Genomic DNA, 17,420 nt, shown 5'->3' on the forward strand with positions numbered 1-17,420 from the left:
GCGATGCGAAGGACCATTCTCGCGGCGGGCCTCGTCCTCGCCGCCTGCCTCGGGCCCGCCATGGCGCAGACGCCGGCGACGCCCGCGGAATCTCCTGCCGAGGTGCCGCCACCCCGGCCCCGCCAGCCTATCCCGCCGCAGCGCTTCGCGACGCCCGAGGAGGGTTTCGCAGCCCTCGCGGATGCCGCGCGACGCCAGGACGTTCCGCGCCTGACGCGCGTGCTCGGAGAAGGCGCGCTGCCCCTGATCCGGACCGGGGACCGCGCCTCGGACGCCGCGGCGGTGGCGCGCTTCGCCGCCGCCTACGATGCGCGGCATGCGGTGCTCCGCCCGTCGCCGGACCGCGCCGTGGTCGAGGTTGGCGAGGATCGATACCCCTTCCCGATCCCGCTGATCCGTCGTGGCGATGGCTGGCGCTTCGATGCCGCCCAGGGCGCCGATGAGATCGTGACGCGGCGCATCGGCCGGAACGAGCTCGACACCATCCAGACGCTGCTCGCCATCGCCGACGCGCAGGACGACTACGCCCGCACCGCCGGACGGCAGGGCGCCTTCATGGCCTATGCGCGTCGGTTCTTCTCGACGCCCGGCCAGCGCGACGGCCTGTTCTGGGCGACCGCGGAGGACGAGCCGCCGAGCCCCCTCGGGCCCTTCGTCGCCGCCGCGAGCGCGGGCGGATACGCGCCGGCGCGGCCCGGCGACGCGCCGCGGCCGCTCAACGGCTACCTGTTCCGCATCCTCGAGGCGCAGGGCCCCTCGGCGCCGGGCGGCGCGATGGAGTTCGTGGTGAACGGGCGCATGATCGGCGGCTTCGGCGTCGTCGCCTGGCCGCTGCAATACGGCCGCTCCGGCATCAAGACCTTCATCGTCAGCCATCGTGGCGAGGTCTTCGAACGCGACCTCGGCCCCGATACCGCACGGATCGTGGCGCGCATCACCACCTACGACCCGGGGGAAGGCTGGACGCGGGTGCCGAACTGACGAGGCCGCGCGCGACCGGGCAGCGGGCGACGGCCTGATGCGGCGCGAGGCTATACTGCCGGGGGAACGGGAAACGTCCCGGCCGATACCGTCGTTCCGTACATGCTGTATGCGCACCATCACGTGCCGGGACTGGATACGCCGAAGCAGCGCGCGCTGATCGGCGTCACGCCGACAGATGGCCCAGGCGATCCGCCCGGCGTCGAACGTGCCGACGACGTCATCGCCATGCTCATGCCCGGCGGGGCAGATATCATGCGACGCGACATGGCCCTCATGTCATGCACAGGACGGCTGTTTCGCAGTTCGGCTCAGATGGAAGGACGGAGGAGATTCTCCCCCCGCCCCCGTCCTTCGGTTGCGCCCATCCCTGCCCAGGTCTAAGGCGCGCGCCATGACCGACCTCCTCCCCATCCGCCGCGCCCTTCTGTCCGTCTCCGACAAGACGGGCCTCGTCGAGTTCGGCCGCTTCCTCGCGGCCCGTGGCGTCGAGATCCTGTCCACCGGCGGCACCGCCCGCGCCCTGCGCGACGCCGGCGTGCCGGTGAAGGACGTGTCCGAGCACACCGGCTTCCCGGAAATCCTGGACGGGCGGGTCAAGACGCTGGTGCCGCAGGTGCATGGCGGGCTGCTCGGCCGTCGCGACCTGGCCGAGCACGTGGCGCAGATGGAGAAGCACGGGTTGGCCCCCATCGACCTCGTCGCGGTCAACCTCTACCCCTTCGAGGCGACGGTCGCGCAGGGAGCCTCCTTCGACGACTGCATCGAGAACATCGACATCGGCGGCCCCGCGATGATCCGCAGTGCGGCGAAGAACCACGCCGGCGTCGCCGTGCTGACCGAACCCGCACACCTGGATGAGGTGCGCGCCGAGATCGAGGCGAAGGGCGGCACCACGCTGGCCACGCGCCGGCGCCTCGCCGCCGCGGCCTATGCCCGCACCGCGGCCTATGACGCGGCCATCTCCGCCTGGTTCGCGCGGCAGCAGGGGCAGGACTTCCCGCAGCGCCTGGCGCTGCCCGGCCTGCTGCGCCAGGGGCTGCGCTATGGGGAGAATCCGCACCAGCAGGCGGCTTTCTACGTGGACGGCACCAACCGCCCCGGCATCGCGACGGCATCCCAGGTGCAGGGCAAGGAACTGTCCTACAACAACCTGAACGACACCGACGCGGCCTTCGAATGCGTCGCGGAATTCGACCGGCCGGCGATCGTCATCGTCAAGCACGCGAACCCCTGCGGCGTGGCGGTGGCGGCGGACCTCGCCGCCGCCTGGGACCGCGCGCTGCTGTGCGACCCGGTCTCGGCCTTCGGCGGCATCGTGGCCGCGAACCGTCCGCTCGATGCGGCGGCGGCCGAGAAGATCACGGCCATTTTCACGGAAGTGGTAATCGCGCCAGATGCCGACGACGCCGCCAAGGCGATCTTCGCGAGGAAGAAGAACCTGCGCCTGCTGCTCACCGGCGGCCTGCCGGACCCGGCCGCGCCGGGCATGGCGTTCAAGTCGGTCGCGGGCGGCTTCCTCGCCCAGTCGCGGGATGCGGGGCGGGTCAGCGAGGCGACGCTCAAGGTGGTGACGCAGCGCGCACCGTCGCGCAGCGAGATGGCCGACCTGCTGTTTGCCTTCCGCGTCTGCAAGCATGTGAAGTCGAACGCGATCGTCTACGCGAAGGACCTCGCGACGACGGGCATCGGCGCGGGGCAGATGAACCGCGCCGAGAGCAGCCGCATCGCTGCCTGGAAAGGCGAGGCCGCGGCCAAGGCGGCGGGGCTCGAGCGCCCGCTCGCCGAAGGCAGCGTCGTCGCCTCCGACGCCTTCTTCCCCTTCGCGGATGGGCTCGAGATCGCGGCCTCCGCCGGCGCCACCGCCGTGATCCAGCCGGGCGGGTCGATCCGCGACGCGGAGGTGATCGCGGCCGCCGACAAGGCTGGGCTCGCGATGGTGTTCACCGGGATGCGCCACTTCCGCCACTGAACCGGAGGGGCGCTGCCCCTCCAGGCCTCCCCGCCAAAGGCCGAAAGGCCTTTGGAAACCATCACGCGGCGCCCGGCACCAGGGATAAGGAACAGGCGCGTGGACGAACTCATCGCCGGCTACCGCCGCTTCCGGCAGGAGACCTGGCCGCAGCAGCGGGCGCTGTTCGAGGAACTGGCCGCGCAGGGCCAGCGCCCGCGCACCATGGTCATCGCCTGTTCCGACAGCCGCGTCGATCCGCAGATGATCTTCTCCGCGGCACCCGGCGAGCTCTTCGTGCTGCGCAACGTCGCGAACCTGGTGCCGCCCTACATGCCGGACGCGGCGTTCCACGGCACCAGCGCCGCGGTCGAATTCGCCGTGCGCGTGCTGCTGGTCGAGCGCATCGTCGTGGTGGGCCATGCGCTGTGCGGCGGCATCCGCGCATTGCTGGAAGGCACGCCGCCCGAGGCGCCGGACTTCGTCGCCGGCTGGATCAGCATCGCCGCCCGGGCGCGCGACGCCGCGCTGCGCTGCGACGATCCCGCAGCACGGCAGGAAGCGGCGGAGCATGAGGCGGTGCGCATCTCGCTCGCCAACCTCATGACCTTTCCCTGGGTGGCGGCGGCGGTCGCGGCCGGGCGGCTCGCCCTGCACGGGGCGCATTTCGGCGTCGCCACCGGGCGGCTCGTACTGTTGCCTGGCGCGGGGCCGGCCGCGGAGGCGTGACGCCGCCCGCCCGGCGGTGCGACACTCCCCGGCTCGATTCGGGGGGTCCGGATGCCAGGGGAAAGCCTCGCCATCCTCGGCGCGATCGGCGTCATCGGCGTGTTGCTGCTCGTGCTGCTGCTGCGCCGGCCGGCGGGCGATCCCGTGCTCGCGCAGCGGCTGACGGACCTGCAGGCCGCGCTCGACCGGCAGGGGGAACGCATCGCCGCCCTGCCCGCGGAATTCGAGCGCGGGCTTGCCCGCGAAGCGACCGCGATCGGGGAACGCGTGAATGCCGGCGCGATCGACCAGACGCGCGCGCTGGGGGAAGGGATGGGCCGCGTCGCGGACCGGCTGGCGGCGCAGGAAAAGGCGCTGCTCGATCGGCTGGCGGAGGATACCGCGCGCGTCGTGAAGGCGCTGACCGAACACAAGGACGACACCGCGCTGCTGCGCCGCGACGTGACGCAGGGCATCGCCGAGATCCGCCTCGCCTTCGCCGAGGGCCTGGCGAAGCTGCGCGAGACGCTGGTAGAGGAGAACGCCCGCGTGCGCGACCAGCTCGACGTCAAGCTGAAGGAACTGCGCGAGGGCAATGAGGCGAAGCTCGGCGAGATCCAGAAGACCGTCGACGAACAGCTGAAATCGGCCGTCGAGAAGCAGATGACCGAAAGCTTCGCCCGCGTCATCGACCAGTTCACCGCGGTGCAGAAGGCGATGGGGGAGGTGCAGGCCGTCACGACCCAGATCGTCGACATCAAGCGCCTGTTCTCCAACGTGAAGACGCGCGGCGGCTGGGGCGAAGCGCAGCTGCGCGGCCTGATCGACGACATCCTGCCCCCCGGCAGCTACGAGACGAACAAGCGCCTGTCGGAGGACACGGCCGAGGCGGTGGAATTCGCCATCCGCATGCCGACCGAGCAGGGGCGGGAGGTCTTCCTGCCCGTCGACGCCAAGTTCCCGACCGAGGATTGGGACCGGCTGGTCATCGCCGCCGAGGCGGGCGACGTGGAGGGTGAGCGCGCAGCGCGCCGCGCGCTGGAAGTGCGGGTGAAGGCGGAAGCGGCGAAGATCGCGTCGAAATACATCCGCCCGCCGCTGACGGTGGAATTCGCCGTCCTCTTCCTGCCCACCGAGGGGCTCTATGCCGAGATCGCGCGCATCCCCGGCGCGGTCGAGGAGATCGGCCGGATGCACCGGGTCATGGTGCTGGGCCCCTCGCTGCTGCCGGCGATGCTGCGCAGCATCCAGATGGGCCATGTGACGCTGGCGCTGGGGGAGAAGGCGGAGCTGGTCCGGGAATTGCTCGGCGCCACCAAGGCCGAGATCGGGAAGATGGACGAGGTGCTGGGCAAGCTGAAGCGGCAGGTGACGGTGGTGGGCAACACCATCGACGCCGCGCAGGTGCGCACCCGGGCCGTGGCCCGCAAACTGCGCGGCGTCGATGCCGTGGACGGGCCCCGCGCCGCCGCGCTGCTCGAGATCGAGGCCGAGGACCAGCCGGGCGAGGGCGACGAATCATGAGCATGCTGCAACTGCAATCGGCGGTCGGGCTGCTGCTGCTCTGCCTGCTCGCCTGGGCGCTCGGTGGCTTCCGGCGCGGCGTCACGGCGCGGGTCGTCGTGGCCGGGCTGCTGCTGCAACTGGCACTCGGCGCGGTGCTGCTGAACCTGCCGCCGGTGCGCGCCGCCTTCGGCGTGGCGGGGGATGCGGTGAACGCGCTTGCCACCGCGACCAAGGCGGGCACCTCGCTCGTCTTCGGCTATCTCGGCGGCGGGCCGCTGCCCTTCGCCGAACCCTTCCCCGGCGCCTCCTTCATCCTGTTCTTCCAGGCGCTGCCGCTGGTGCTGGTGGTCGGCGCGCTGTCGGCCGTGCTGTACCACTGGGGCGTGCTGCCCTTCGTGGTGAAGGGCATGGCGGGGGTTCTCCGGCGGCTCTTCGGCCTGGGCGGCGCGACCGGCTTCTCGGTCGCGGCGAATGTCTTCGTCGGCATGGTCGAGGCCCCGCTGATGATCCGCGCCTGGCTGGCGAAGCTGACGCGGGCGGAGATGTTCGTGGTGATGACGGCGGGGCTCGCCACCATTTCCGGCAACACGCTCGTCGTCTATGCGCTGATCATCTCCCCCGTCGTGCCCGACGCGGCGGGGCAGCTGATGGCCGCGAGCCTGATCGCCGCGCCGGCCTCGATCCTCGCCGCCGTGCTGATGATGCCCCCGGCGCCGGGCGAAGGTGTCACCGAAGGCGGGGAGGGCATCCCGGAGAAACTCTACGACAGCAGCATGGACGCACTGGTGCAGGGCACGCAGGACGGGCTGAACCTGCTGCTCGGCATCATGGCCTCGCTGATCGTCTTCGTGGCGATCGTCGCGCTGATCAACCTGGCGCTGGAACCGGTCACGGGCTTCACGCTGCAGGCGCTGATGGGCTGGGTGCTATGGCCCGTCGCCTGGGCGATGGGCGTGCCGGCGGCGGAAGCGGCGACGGTCGGCGCCTCCCTCGGCGTCAAGATGATCATCAATGAGTTCGTCTCCTACCTCGACCTCGCAAGGTCGGGCGGGGCTGGGCTGTCGGAACGCTCCCGGCTCATCCTCACCTACGCGCTCTGCGGCTTCACCAACCTGGGCTCGGTCGGGATCATGGTGGGGGGCATGACGGCGATGTGCCCGGACCGGCGGAAGGACATCGTGGCGCTCGGCCTGCCATCCCTGATTTCGGGCACCATCGCCTGCTGCATGACCGGCGCGGTGGTCGGGGTGCTGACTTCGCCCTGAAGGCGCGGCAACATCGCGGTTTCGAGGAGCGCCGCCATGACCCACATCGTCCACCGCAATTTGCGACAGGCACCGCCCGTGGCCGTCTCGGGTCACGGCATCTGGCTGCGCGACGCCTCGGGGCATGAGGTGATCGACGGGTCGGGCGGCGCGGCCGTCGCCTGCCTCGGCCATGGCCACCCGCATGTGGTCGCGGCGATGAAGGCGCAGATCGACCGGCTCTGCTACGCGCACACCGCCCTGTTCAGCGCCGAGCCCGCGGAACGGCTCGCCGACATGCTGGTGGGCCACGCGCCGGGCGGCCTCACCCACGCCTATTTCGTCTCGTCGGGCTCAGAGGGGATGGAGGCGGCGCTGAAAATCGCGCGGCAATGGGCGATCGAGAGCGGTCAGCCGCAGCGGGCCAAGTTCATCGCGCGGCGGCAGTCCTATCACGGCAACACGCTGGGCGCGCTCGCCGCCGGCGGCAACGCCATGCGCCGCGCGCCCTATGCGCCGATCCTGTCGGACGCCTTCAGCCATGTCTCGCCCTGCTTCGCCTATCGCGACCGGCGGGACGGGGAGAGCGACGCGGACTACGTCGCGCGGCTGGCGGAGGAGCTGGAGGCCGAGTTCCAGCGCCTCGGCCCGCAGAACGTCATCGCCTTCTGCGCCGAGACGGTGGTGGGTGCGACGCTCGGCTGTGCCACGGCGCTGCCCGGCTATTTCCCCGCCATGAAGGCGGTCTGCGAACGCCACGGCGCGCTGCTGATCCTGGACGAGGTCATGTCCGGCATGGGCCGCACCGGCACGCTGCATGCCTGGGAACAGGAAGGCATCACGCCGGACATCCAGGTGATCGCGAAGGGCCTGGGCGGCGGCTACCAGCCGATCGGCGGCATCCTGGTGCATGGAAGGGTGATCGAGGCGCTGACCAAGGGGTCCGGCACCTTCAAGCACGGCCACACCTACCAGGCGCATCCCGTGGCCTGCGCCGCGGCGGTGGCGGTGCAGGAGGCGATCCGCGACGAGAAGCTGCTCGAGAACGTCCGCGCCATGGGCGCGCGGCTGGAACAGGGGCTCATCGAGCGGCTCGGCAACCATGCCAAGGTCGGCGACATCCGCGGCCGCGGCCTGTTCTGGGCGGTGGAGCTGGTGCGCGACCACGCCTCCAAGGCCGTCTTCGACCCGGCGCTGGCGGTGAATGAGCGCGTGAAGCACGAAGCCTTCGCGCGCGGCCTCGCCTGCTACCCGATGGGCGGGACGATCGACGGCAAGCATGGCGACCATGTCATCCTCGCGCCCCCCTATGTCGTGACGGCCGGGCAGGTGGACATGATCGTCGAGCGCTTCGGCGACGCGGTGGACGCCGCCGTCGCCGGCCTGTGACGCACGTCACGCCATATCGGTTATCGACGCGGCACGGCTGGACCGCCCCGCCGCGCGCGGCCAGCCTGCCGCATCACGCTTCTTCCGCCAGGGAACCGCCATCTTGCCGATCCTGAACCGCATCGCCGACTTCCAGCCCGAGCTCGCCGCCACGCGGCGCGACATCCATGCCCATCCGGAGCTCGGCTTCCAGGAACACCGCACGTCCGACCTGGTGGCGCAGCAACTCGCCGCCTGGGGGATCGAGGTGCATCGCGGCATCGCCGGGACAGGGCTCGTCGGCGTGCTCCGCCACGGCAATTCCGGGCGGTCCATCGGCTTCCGCGCCGACATGGACTGCCTGCCGATGCAGGAGACGAGCGACGTCCCGCACCGGTCCACCAATCCGGGAAAGATGCATGCCTGCGGGCATGACGGGCACACCACGATGCTGCTCGGCGCCGCGCGCTACCTCGCCGAGACGCGGAACTTCGACGGCACCGTCCACTTCATCTTCCAGCCGGCCGAGGAAGGTGGCGGCGGCGGCCGCGTGATGGTGGAGGAAGGGTTGTTCGACCGCTTTCCCTGCGATGCCGTCTACGCCCTGCACAACGACCCGGAACTGCCGCTGGGTGAGGCGCGGGTCGTCCCCGGCCCGGTTCTGGCGGCGGCCGACCGCGTGACCATCACGGTGCATGGCAAGGGCGGCCATGCCTCCCGCCCGCATACCTGCATCGACCCGGTGCTGGTCGGCGCGCAGATCGTGGTGGCGGCGCAGTCCATCGTCTCGCGGTCGATGGATCCGCTCGATGCCGCCGTGCTCAGCCTCTGCCAGTTCCATGCCGGCTCGGCCGGGAACGTGATCCCGGAGATCGCGGAGCTGAACGGCACGGTCCGCACCTTCAAGCCGGAGGTGCAGGACATGGTCGAGGCGCGGCTCGGCGCCATCGTGCGCGCCATCGCGGAGGCCCATGGCGCGCGGGCGGAACTCTCCTTCCAGCGCGGCTATCCGCCGACGGTGAACCACGAGGAGCAGGCGGTGCGCGCCGCGGCCGCGGCGGACCAGGTGCTGGGGGCGGCGAAGGTGCATCGCAACGCGCCGCCGCGCATGGGGGCCGAGGACTTCTCCTACATGCTGCAGAAGCGGCCGGGCTGCTTCATCGGCATCGGGCAGGGCGATGGCGGGCGGCACTCCGTCTCGCTGCACAATCCGCGCTTCGACTTCAACGACGACCTGATTCCGCTGGGGTCGTCGCTGTTCGCGCGTCTGGCGGAGCGGGAGATGCCGCGGGGCTGATCCCGCGCCGACAAGGATTCGACCTTTGTCGCCAGGGCGTCGGGCCTTGGCTACGCGCGTGGCGGTTGGCGAAAAATGCGAAGGGCCGGGCAGGGATTCCCCCGCCCGGCCCCTGTCATGTCGGGCCGCCGGCGTTCAGCCGATGGCGCGGGCGCGGCGCTCGAGTTCCGCCGCGCGGGCCATCAGGCGGCCGCGGACGATTTCGAGCAGCGTGCCGGAGCGCAGCAGCGGATAGCAGGCTTCCGCGTCGTAGCGGCCATTGCCGCGATGGCTCTCGAAATCCTTGAACAGCTTGGCGATGGCGCCGTTGTCGAAGTTCTGGCGGCTTCCGTCGTCGAAGTAGGATTCCGTCGGCGCGCCTTCCGAGACGATGACGGCATGCGCAGGCAATTCGACGTGCCAGTAGGTGACCTGCGGGCACCAGGCTTCCTGGATGATGCTGCTGCCGTTGACCAGGTGCTTTGCCGGGATCAGGCGGCCATCGATGTAGAAGGCGTGCTCGGGCGAGACGCGCAGGTCGCGATGGGGCACGCCCTCGGCGATCGCGCCTTCCTTGACCAGGATCGGCGCGACGGCGTCGCGGTTCGGATGCGCGGCGACGTTCACGCGGGTATGGCCGATCCAGATGATGGGCTGGACCTTCGCACCGGCGCGCGGCGTGAGCACGAGGTCGCCGACGCGGAGGTCCTCTACCGCGACTTCGCCGCGCGTGGTGGCGATGCGGGTGCCGGTGGCGAAGCAGGGCGGGGCCTGGCTGGTGAAGACGACGTTCTCGAACTTCTGGAAATTGACCACCGTGTCTGTCGCATCGGTGAAGACGCCATTGTTGTTGGCGTCGTAGCGGACGAAGCCGCCATCTCCCGGACCCGCCGAGGCGTTGTTCAGCGTGACCTGGAAGCGCGCCGCGTTCATCCCCGGGCCACCGTAGTAGAGGGTGTCGTTGCCCTCATTGGCCTGGAAGTTGTGCTCGACGCCGCCCTGGCCCGTGCCGTCCCAGTAGAACCGATCGTCGCCGGCGCCGGTCGTGACGTCGACCTTCCCGCCGGCATTTTGGACGTTGATGATGTCGTTGCCGCCCTCGGTCACGACCTTGTCGAGCGTGCCGATGGTGTTGCCACCGACAGTGATGGTGTCGTTGCCGGTGCCCTTGTCGACGACCTCGTCAGCGCCCGCGCCGCCGTCGATCCTGTCATTGCCGCCCAGATCCTCGATGACGTCGTTGCCGCCGAGGCCGTTGATCGTGTTGTCGCCGGTTCCGCCGCTGAGATTGTTGTTGTTGCCGTTGCCGTTGATCACGCCACTCATCGCTCAATCCTCCTTCCTCGAAGTGCTGTCCAAACGCCAAGCGCGCGCGCCGCATCCCGCGGTCGCGCGCTGCATCTCGATCCTTTGGAATCGCGCCGAACCCGGCGCGCCGTAACCTCGGCCCCGGCCGCCCTTGGCGGTGGGTCGCTTCGCCCCGGCGCGGCGCGCCGGCGGTCGTGCCGTGCGGCCTCTCGCACGGCGCGCGCGGCAGCCCGGCAACGCCACGGCGGCGCCCTCGGCCAAGTCGGCAGTGACAGCGTCTCGCGGCGGCGCTTCGGGCACAGCCGCCGCTTCACCCAGGCACAGCATCGCCTCGCCGCCCGCGGGGCCAGCCGTCATCGCCGGGCGAATGCGCCCTTCGATGCTGCCCCGCAGATGTGACGCGATGACGATCACCCGCCTCGGCCCGTCCCAAAAGTTCCACTAACGAATCATTTGTTAGCAGGAACGATGGGCGCGCCGTGAGTCACATGATCGTGGGGGACGCCCCGGCGCTATTCGGCGGGCTGCGCCCGTTCGGCGGAAAACTCCGGCGCGCGGGCCCAGAGCTCGGGCTTCAGCTCCTCCTCCCTGTCCGGGAAGGCGAGCGCGCAGACCAGCGTCACCCCCGCCACCGCCGCCAGCACCAGCATCGCGACAGCGAGCGAGCCCGTTGCCTCATGCAGGAAGCCCACCAGCGGCGAGGCGATGGCCGCCCCCAGGAAGCCGATGGTGAAGCGGATGGAATAGAGCTTCGCCCGCAGTTCCGGCGCGACGTAGCGCGCCGTCATCGTCTCGTTCACCGTCACCTGGCCGAAGACGCAGGCCGCCACCAGCCCCGCCACCGGCAGCACCGCCCAGCCATCGAGGAAGGACAGCGCCACCAGCCCCGGCACCACCGCGATGCCCAGCGGCAGGAACACCCGCTTCAGCGTGCGGGAATCGATCATCCGCCCGACCGTGTACTGCGTGGCACCCCCGCAGATGGTGGCGAGGAAGGCGAGCAGCCCCACCACCGGCAGCAGGTCCGGGCTGCCCGCGAGCCGTTCCTCCATCAGCTTGGGGATCAGCAGCGTATAGGCGTTGAACACCAGCCCCGAGACGGCGGCGATCGACAGCAGGATCAGCACCGCGCGGCGGACGATGGCGCGCGGGATGGGCGGGAAGGCCCGGGCGCCGCCGCCCGCCTTGACCGCGTCGAATTCCGGTTCGCGCATGTACAGCAGCCCGACCGCGAAGCAGGCGACGCCGGGGATGATGAAGGACCAGCGCCAGCCGAGTGCTGCGGCGACGAAGGCGGTCACGATCGGCGCCGTCGCGACGCCGAGGTTCCCGAACACGCCGTTGATCCCCATGGCGCGGCCGACGCGGTCGCCCGCGGCCTCGACCAGCACCGCCGTGCCGATCGGGTGGTAGATCGCCGCGAAGCAGCCCATCAGCCCGAGCGCGACGCCGATCGAAACCGGGCTGTCCATCATCCCCGCGACGGCCATGAAGAAGCCGGTGCCGAGGAAGAAGGCCGTCATCAGCACCCGTCGCCCGAAGCGCCCGGCAAGCCAGCCCATCGGCAGCGCGCCGAGGCCATAGGTGACGAACATCGCCGTCCCCAGCGCCAGGATCGGGCCGTAGTCCCCGCCGAACCGCTCCCGTTCCTGCGTCACCATCGCCAGCACGGCGGTGGCGAGGATCAGCAGGCAGTAATGGGTGAAGGTGTGGGCGGCATTGATGAACACCACCTGGCGCAGGGCCCGGTCCATGGCGCTTCCTCTCGCTGGTCCGAGCATAGCCACGGCACGCGCCTCGTGACACGCCTCTCCACGATGCGCCCGGCGCATGCCACCCTCCCGGCGTGTTTCCTGCCTTCCTCCCCGGCCTGCGAGAGGCGCTCGCCGCCCCGGGCGTCGCCATGGCGGCCACCTTCCTCGCCTTCGGCGCGGCGGTGCGGGAAGCGGGGCTGTCGGCCGGCTGGGCGCTGCTCGCCTGCTGGGGCATCTACGGGATGCCGGGGCAGTTGGTACTCGTGCAGGCGGCGGCCACGGGCTGGGCGGGCGGCATCGGCGCGGCCGTGATGGGCGCCATCGCGGTGAATGCCCGCTTCCTGCCGATGGCGGTCTCGCTCGCGCCCGTGCTCGCCCACGGCCCGCGCGGACGGCTGCTGCCCGCCGTGCCCTTCATCGCGGTCACGCCGTGGGCCGCCGCGATGCGCGCGCTGCCGGGGGTGGAACGCGCCGACCGGCTGTCCTGGTTCCTCGGCTTCGGGCTGACATCCTGGATCGTCGCCGGCTGCGCGGCGCTGGCCGGCTTCTTCCTGGCCGGCGCGCTGGGGCAGGAGGCGCGGGCGGCGCTGCTCTTCGTCAATCCGCTCTACTACGCGCTGCTGCTGGCGGCGGATCTCGACCGGCCGGCGCCGCGCCGGGCGGTGCTGTGCGGCGCGGCGGCGGCCTCGCTGGCGCTGATCCTGCCGGCCTCGATGGCGCTGCTCGCCGCCGGCATCGTCGGCGGCACCGCGGCCTTCCTGCTCGGGCGGCGCCGTGCCGCCGGCTGACCTTGCCCTGCTGCTGACGGCGCTCGCCTGCCTGGCGCTGCGGCTGGCCGGCGTATGGCTTGCGGGCGGGTTGTCGGTAGACCATCCGGCGATCGCCTGGGCGACGGCGGTGGCGCAGGCGACGCTCGCCGCCTTCGTGGCGCTGGCCATCGTGGCCCCGGCGGGGGCGCTGGCGGAGGTGCCGCTCGCCGCGCGGCTGGCCGGGCTCGCCGTGGGCGTGGCGACCTGCCTCGCCAGCCGGCGACGGCTGCTGCCCTCGCTCCTCGCGGGCCTCGCGGCGATGCTGCTGGTGCGTGCAGTGCTTCAGGGATGATGAGCGGCGCTTAACGTCCCTTAACCATTGGCTGGCTACACCGATGGCGGATGCGCGGACCCGCCGCGCCGAACGCCACCGGAGTTCCGCCATGTCGCCGCGGCCGCAGCAGCTTCTCTCCCCGCTCCCGGACCCGCTGGCGAACCCCCTGGCCGATCCCTTCCTTCCGCCCGGCGCGGCGGAAGCGCCGGCGGAACCGCCGGCCGAGATCCTCGTCACCTTCGCCCCGGAGGCCGGCCCGGCCGAGATCGCGGCGGCGCTCGATGCCATCGGCGCCACCGATGCCACCCCGGTCTTTGTGCCGGAGCCCGGCGCGGCGGATGGGCTGGTGCTGCGCGTCACGCCGGCCGAAGGCATGTCGGCGGCGGATTTGGCCGGCCGGCCCGGCGTCGCGGCGGCGGAGCCCGACGCGATGCTGACCATCGCCGCCACCAGCAATGACCCGACCTATGTGAATGGCGGCCTGTGGGGCATGTATGGCGACACCACCCCGGTGCGGAACGCCTTCGGCAGCCAGGCGGGCGAGGCCTGGGCCGCCGGCGCGACCGGCTCGATGAAGCAGGTGGTCGGCATCGTCGACACCGGCATCGACTACCGCCATGCCGATCTCTACCTGAATGTCTGGCTGAACCAGAAGGAGATCTCCTCGGCGCTCAAGGCCGCGCTGGCGGATGTCGACGCCGACGGGCTCATCACCTTCCGCGATCTCAACAACGGGGCGAACGCCGCGCATGTCCGCGACGGCAACGGCAATGGCCGGATCGATGCCGGCGACCTGCTGACCGACACGCGCTGGGAGAACGGCATCGACGAGGACGGCAACGGCTATCGCGACGACCTCGTCGGCTGGGACTTCGTCAACAACGACAACGACCCGCTCGACGACAACGGCCACGGCACGCATGTGGCCGGCACGATCGGCGCGATCGGCGGCAATGGCGCGGGCGTGGCCGGCGTCGCCTGGAACGTGCAGATGGCCGGGCTGAAATTCCTCGCGGCGAACGGGTCGGGCATGACCTCCTCTGCCGTCATGGCGCTCGACTACTTCACCGGCATGGCGCGCACGGCATCCTCGGGCGAGAACTTCCTCGCCACCAACAATTCCTGGGGCGGCGGCGGCTATTCCCAGGCGCTGTCGGACGCGGTCGCGCGCGGGGCGCGGGCGGACGTGCTGTTCGTCGCCGCGGCCGGCAATGGCGGCGGGGACGGCATCGGCGACAACAACGATTCCGTCGCCAACTGGCCGTCCAACCTCAGCACGAGCGCGAGCGCCGGCTATGAGGCGGTGATCGGCGTCGCCGCGCTGAATTCCAGCGGCGGGCTCGCCTCCTTCTCCAACTACGGCGCGACGACCGTGGACATCGCCGCACCTGGCGTGGGCATCACCTCGACGCTGCTCGCCGGCACCTATGGCACCTACAACGGCACCTCGATGGCGACGCCGCACGTGACCGGCGCGCTGGTGCTGGAAGCCGCGCTCAACCCCGGCGCGACGGGCGCGCAGCTGCGCGCCGCGCTGCTCGAGACTGCGGCGGCGACGTCGTCCGTCGCCGGCAAGGTCGCGACCGGCGGGCGGCTCGATATCGGGGCCTTGATCTCGCGCGACATCCCCGGTGGCAGCGAGCCGCCGGTCACGACGCCGGTCGCCGACGAAACGGCCGCCATCACCGGGCTGCGCGACAATGTCGGGCGCTGGAAGGGCACGATCACGAGTGGCGGCACGACGGACGATGCCACCCCGACGCTGACAGGCACGCTGTCCGGCGCGCTGGAAGCGGGCGAGCGGCTGGCCGTCTACCGCGACGGGATCAGCGTCGGCACGGCGTCCTGGACCACGGGCAGCGGCGGCACGCGCTGGACCTTCACCGAGGCGAATGCGGTCGCCGACGGCACGCATGGCTGGACGGTGCGGGTCGAGGATGTCTCCGGTGCCGTGGGCAGTGCCTCCGCCGCCTTCACCGCGACGATCTCCTCCGGACCGAACAAGATCACGGGCACGGCGCGCAGCGACGTGCTGCGCGGCACCTCCGATGCCGATGTGCTGACGGGCATTCCCGGCGCCGATGGCACGCTCGGTAGGGGCACGGTCGACCGCATGTCCGGCGGCGCCGGCAGCGACATCTTTGTCCTGGGTGATGCCCGCGGGGTCTTCTACGACGACGGCAACGCCGGTTCCGGCGGGCGGGGCGACTATGCCGTGATTTCGGATTTCGCCCGTGGCACGGACCGGCTGCAGCTTTCGGACGATCCGATGATCTACATCGCGGCGCGCACCCAGGCGGGCAACGACCGCGGCCTCGGCATCTTCGTCGACGGCAACATGAATGGCTGGCTCGATGCCTCGGACGAGCTCATCGCGATCCTGTCGGGCGTCACGCGCCTGTCCGGCAGCGACCTGATCTGGGCCTGACCCAGGGGTCAGCCCATCAGGACGCGGTGCTGGCGGAGGAAGTCGAGCAAGGGGAGCAGCGGGAGGCCGAGGATCGCCGCATGTTCCCCCTGCACGCGGCTGAACAGCTGCACGCCCGGGCCCTCGAGCCGATAGGCACCGACCGATTGCGTCACCTGCTCGCCCTCGAGGGCGAGATAGGCGTCGAGGAATGCATCGGAGAACGCGCGCATCGCCAGCCGCGGGGTCGCGACATGCTGCCAGACCCGCCCGCCATGGCGATGGCAGACGATGGCAGTCACAAGGTCATGGGACTTGCCCCGCAGGCGGCGCAGATGGTCTCGAGCGGCCTCCGCATCCGCGGGCTTGTCGAACCAGGCGCCGTCGCAGACCAGGAGCTGGTCGCAGCCGATCACCAGGGCATCCGGCGCGCGGCGGGCGATGCGCTCGGCCTTGGCATCGGCCAGTATCAGCGCGGCATCGGCTGGCGGAATGCCCTCGGCCTGGGCGGATTCCTTGATCGTCGCCTCGTCCACCGCCGCGGCCTGGGCGGTGAAGCGCAGCCCGGCGCCCTCAAGCACAGCGCGGCGCGCGCCGGATGCCGAGGCGAGGATCAGCGGGGGGTCTTCCGCCTGGATCATGGCGTGGCGGGCCGCTGGCTGAGCACCGCGGCGGCGGGATCCTCCGGCTCATGCGGCTGCGCGCCGTCCTTCCGGCGGGCATGCCAGGCCTCCATGAGTTGCAGCACAGTGGCCGCCGTCTCCTCGATGCTGCGCCGCGTCACGTCGATCACCGGCCAGCCGCGGGCAGTGCAGAGCCGGCGCGCGGTGACGATCTCGGCCTTCACCGCCTCGGGGTCGATGTAGTCGGTCGCGTCCTGCCGCACGCCGGCGGCGCCGATGATCTTCAGCCGGTGGCGGCGGATGTCGATCAGCGCATTCACCTCGATATGCAGCCCGACCACCGGGCAGGGTGGGTTTTCCAGCGCGTCCGGCAGCGCCGCGCCGGGCACGAGCGGCACGTTCGCCGCCTTGATGCCCCTGTTCGCGAGGTAGAAGCAGGTCGGCGTCTTGCTGCTGCGGGACACGCCCACCAGCACCACGTCGGCATCGCGGATGCCGAGCGTGCCCTGCCCGTCGTCATGGGACAGCACGTAGTGCATGGCGTCGATGCGGCGGAAATAGTCGGCATCCATCACATGCTGGGCCGCCCGCTTTTCCTTCGCCCGCGCGCCGATCGCGCCCTGAAGGAGGTCCATCACGGGATCGAGCGGGGAGAAGCAGGGCAGGCCGAGCCGCCCGCAGGTCTCCTCCAGCGCCAGCCGCAGGCTGGAATCGACCAGGGTGTAAAGCACCGGCCCCGGCTCGTGCTCGATCCCCTCCAGCACCCTGTCGAGCTGGAGGCGGGACCGCACCAGCGACCAGCGATGGTGGATCACATGGTGGTTCTCGAAGCGCGCGAGCGTCGCCCGCGCGATCGAGTTGAGCGTCTCGCCTGTCGAGTCCGAGACCAGGTGCAGGTTGATCTGCCGTGCATGCATGGGTGGAGAATAGCGTGGATTGCTGTGGATGACGGGGACGGTTTCACCCCCTGGTAGCCCCATCGGTGGATGGGAGGGAACAGCCGGCGCGTCGCTGGACCAAGGGACGGATCGGGCGACCCCATGTGCCGATCCGGGGTGAATGGCTTCGGGGCCAGGAATTCCGTCGGTCCTGGCCTGATCCCGCCTGTGGGCAGGCCTGTGGAGCGAACCGGGACAGGCTGCGTCCTCCTTATCCACAGGCCCAACACCTATCCCAGCCTTCCTTAAAACCCTTTTCTTTGCGAAGGGTTG

The 17,420-nt window shown here is 71.0% G+C and carries 14 protein-coding genes; 10 read left to right on the forward strand and 4 right to left on the reverse strand.

Translation table 11 applies throughout. The features are described 5' to 3' along the window. Nucleotides 1–3: 3 nt before the first annotated feature. The 7 genes from J5Y09_RS20270 (at nucleotide 4) to J5Y09_RS20300 (ending at nucleotide 9,055) form a co-directional block, all read left to right on the forward strand. Nucleotides 4–981, forward strand: a complete 978-nt coding sequence (locus J5Y09_RS20270) for a DUF2950 domain-containing protein (protein ID WP_245217278.1) — start codon at nucleotides 4–6, stop codon at nucleotides 979–981. 394 nt (nucleotides 982–1,375) lie between these two features. Continuing rightward, entirely contained in the window at nucleotides 1,376–2,953 is a 1,578-nt protein-coding gene (gene purH / locus J5Y09_RS20275) for a bifunctional phosphoribosylaminoimidazolecarboxamide formyltransferase/IMP cyclohydrolase (protein ID WP_209353679.1), read from the forward strand. 99 nt (nucleotides 2,954–3,052) lie between these two features. Next, on the forward strand, nucleotides 3,053–3,661 hold the full coding sequence (locus J5Y09_RS20280) for a carbonic anhydrase (RefSeq protein WP_209353680.1): 609 nt from the start codon (nucleotides 3,053–3,055) through the stop codon (nucleotides 3,659–3,661). A 51-nt stretch (nucleotides 3,662–3,712) separates the two neighbouring features. Then, on the forward strand, nucleotides 3,713–5,164 hold the full coding sequence (locus J5Y09_RS20285; protein WP_245217279.1) for a DNA recombination protein RmuC: 1,452 nt from the start codon (nucleotides 3,713–3,715) through the stop codon (nucleotides 5,162–5,164). Further along, complete coding sequence (locus tag J5Y09_RS20290) at nucleotides 5,161–6,411, forward strand: NupC/NupG family nucleoside CNT transporter (protein ID WP_209353681.1); 1,251 nt, start codon at nucleotides 5,161–5,163, stop codon at nucleotides 6,409–6,411. The genes J5Y09_RS20285 and J5Y09_RS20290 overlap by 4 nt, the downstream gene beginning before the upstream one ends. Before the next feature lie 36 nt (nucleotides 6,412–6,447). Further along, nucleotides 6,448–7,779, forward strand: a complete 1,332-nt coding sequence (locus tag J5Y09_RS20295) for an aspartate aminotransferase family protein (protein ID WP_209353682.1) — start codon at nucleotides 6,448–6,450, stop codon at nucleotides 7,777–7,779. 103 nt (nucleotides 7,780–7,882) lie between these two features. Further along, nucleotides 7,883–9,055: a M20 aminoacylase family protein gene (locus J5Y09_RS20300; RefSeq protein ID WP_209353683.1), complete on the forward strand. Its 1,173-nt coding sequence runs from the start codon at nucleotides 7,883–7,885 to the stop codon at nucleotides 9,053–9,055. Nucleotides 9,056–9,190: 135 nt separating this feature from the next. Here J5Y09_RS20300 and J5Y09_RS20305 read toward each other — a convergent pair whose 3' ends face one another. Continuing rightward, on the reverse strand, nucleotides 9,191–10,360 hold the full coding sequence (locus tag J5Y09_RS20305) for a Hint domain-containing protein (RefSeq protein WP_209353684.1): 1,170 nt from the start codon (nucleotides 10,358–10,360) through the stop codon (nucleotides 9,191–9,193). Between the two features lie 494 nt (nucleotides 10,361–10,854). Continuing rightward, the gene (locus tag J5Y09_RS20310; protein ID WP_209353685.1) at nucleotides 10,855–12,096 is read right to left on the reverse strand and encodes an MFS transporter; all 1,242 of its coding nucleotides are present in this window, start codon (nucleotides 12,094–12,096) and stop codon (nucleotides 10,855–10,857) included. Between the two features lie 92 nt (nucleotides 12,097–12,188). Between J5Y09_RS20310 and J5Y09_RS20315 the strand changes: the two genes are divergently transcribed. From J5Y09_RS20315 to J5Y09_RS20325, 3 genes are all read left to right on the forward strand, one after another. Beyond that, nucleotides 12,189–12,884 carry an AzlC family ABC transporter permease gene (locus J5Y09_RS20315; protein WP_209353686.1) on the forward strand — a complete coding sequence of 232 codons (696 nt, stop codon included), beginning with the start codon at nucleotides 12,189–12,191 and terminating at the stop codon, nucleotides 12,882–12,884. After that, the gene (locus J5Y09_RS20320; protein WP_209353687.1) at nucleotides 12,871–13,197 is read left to right on the forward strand and encodes an AzlD domain-containing protein; all 327 of its coding nucleotides are present in this window, start codon (nucleotides 12,871–12,873) and stop codon (nucleotides 13,195–13,197) included. The genes J5Y09_RS20315 and J5Y09_RS20320 overlap by 14 nt, the downstream gene beginning before the upstream one ends. A 91-nt stretch (nucleotides 13,198–13,288) precedes the next feature. Further along, the gene (locus tag J5Y09_RS20325) at nucleotides 13,289–15,607 is read left to right on the forward strand and encodes a S8 family serine peptidase (protein ID WP_209353688.1); all 2,319 of its coding nucleotides are present in this window, start codon (nucleotides 13,289–13,291) and stop codon (nucleotides 15,605–15,607) included. Nucleotides 15,608–15,615: 8 nt separating this feature from the next. Here J5Y09_RS20325 and J5Y09_RS20330 read toward each other — a convergent pair whose 3' ends face one another. Together J5Y09_RS20330 and J5Y09_RS20335 are read right to left on the reverse strand one after the other, a co-directional pair. After that, a complete protein-coding gene (locus J5Y09_RS20330) occupies nucleotides 15,616–16,227 on the reverse strand; it encodes a Maf family protein (RefSeq protein WP_209353689.1) in 612 nt (203 codons plus the stop codon). Beyond that, a complete protein-coding gene (locus J5Y09_RS20335) occupies nucleotides 16,224–17,126 on the reverse strand; it encodes a pyruvate, water dikinase regulatory protein (protein ID WP_209353690.1) in 903 nt (300 codons plus the stop codon). The genes J5Y09_RS20330 and J5Y09_RS20335 overlap by 4 nt, the downstream gene beginning before the upstream one ends. Nucleotides 17,127–17,420: the final 294 nt, after the last annotated feature.

This window comes from Roseomonas nitratireducens (genome assembly GCF_017813355.1).
Classification (GTDB): domain Bacteria; phylum Pseudomonadota; class Alphaproteobacteria; order Acetobacterales; family Acetobacteraceae; genus Neoroseomonas; species Neoroseomonas nitratireducens.